This is a genomic window from Mesorhizobium sp. M8A.F.Ca.ET.207.01.1.1, from assembly GCF_004794715.1.
In the GTDB taxonomy this organism is placed as follows: domain Bacteria; phylum Pseudomonadota; class Alphaproteobacteria; order Rhizobiales; family Rhizobiaceae; genus Mesorhizobium.
Window position 1 is genome coordinate 1 of record NZ_SRUS01000241.1, and the last position, 361, is coordinate 361.

General features: G+C 70.6%; 1 protein-coding gene. It reads right to left on the reverse strand.

The features are described from left to right. On the reverse strand, positions 1-361 hold a 361-nt coding region (locus EN850_RS34355; protein WP_136092994.1), incomplete at both ends, for an LLM class flavin-dependent oxidoreductase.

Consider the following 361-nt stretch of genomic DNA (forward strand, 5'->3'; position numbering starts at 1 on the left):
AGCACGTCGAAGCCACCCGTGGCCTGCAGTACGGCGGTCCGCTCATCGGCCTCCGGTGACAGCGCCGCGCGCAACAAGGTCCAACGATCACGGAACGTCGCCGCCCTGCCCTCCAGGTCTTCACCGAAGGCGGCGAACTCTTCCGGGCGGTCGCCCGAACCCAGGCCCAGCACGAACCGCCCCTCACTCATCCGGTCCAGGCTCAGTGCCGACTTCGCCACCTGCAACGGCTGGCGCAACGGCAGCACGATGGCGGCGCTACCGACCACGATGCGCCCGGTCGCGGCGGCCAGCATGCCCAGCCACAGGAAGGGATCGTCCAGCGCGCTCGCCGTCGCGTCCGGACCCTGCGGCACCATCA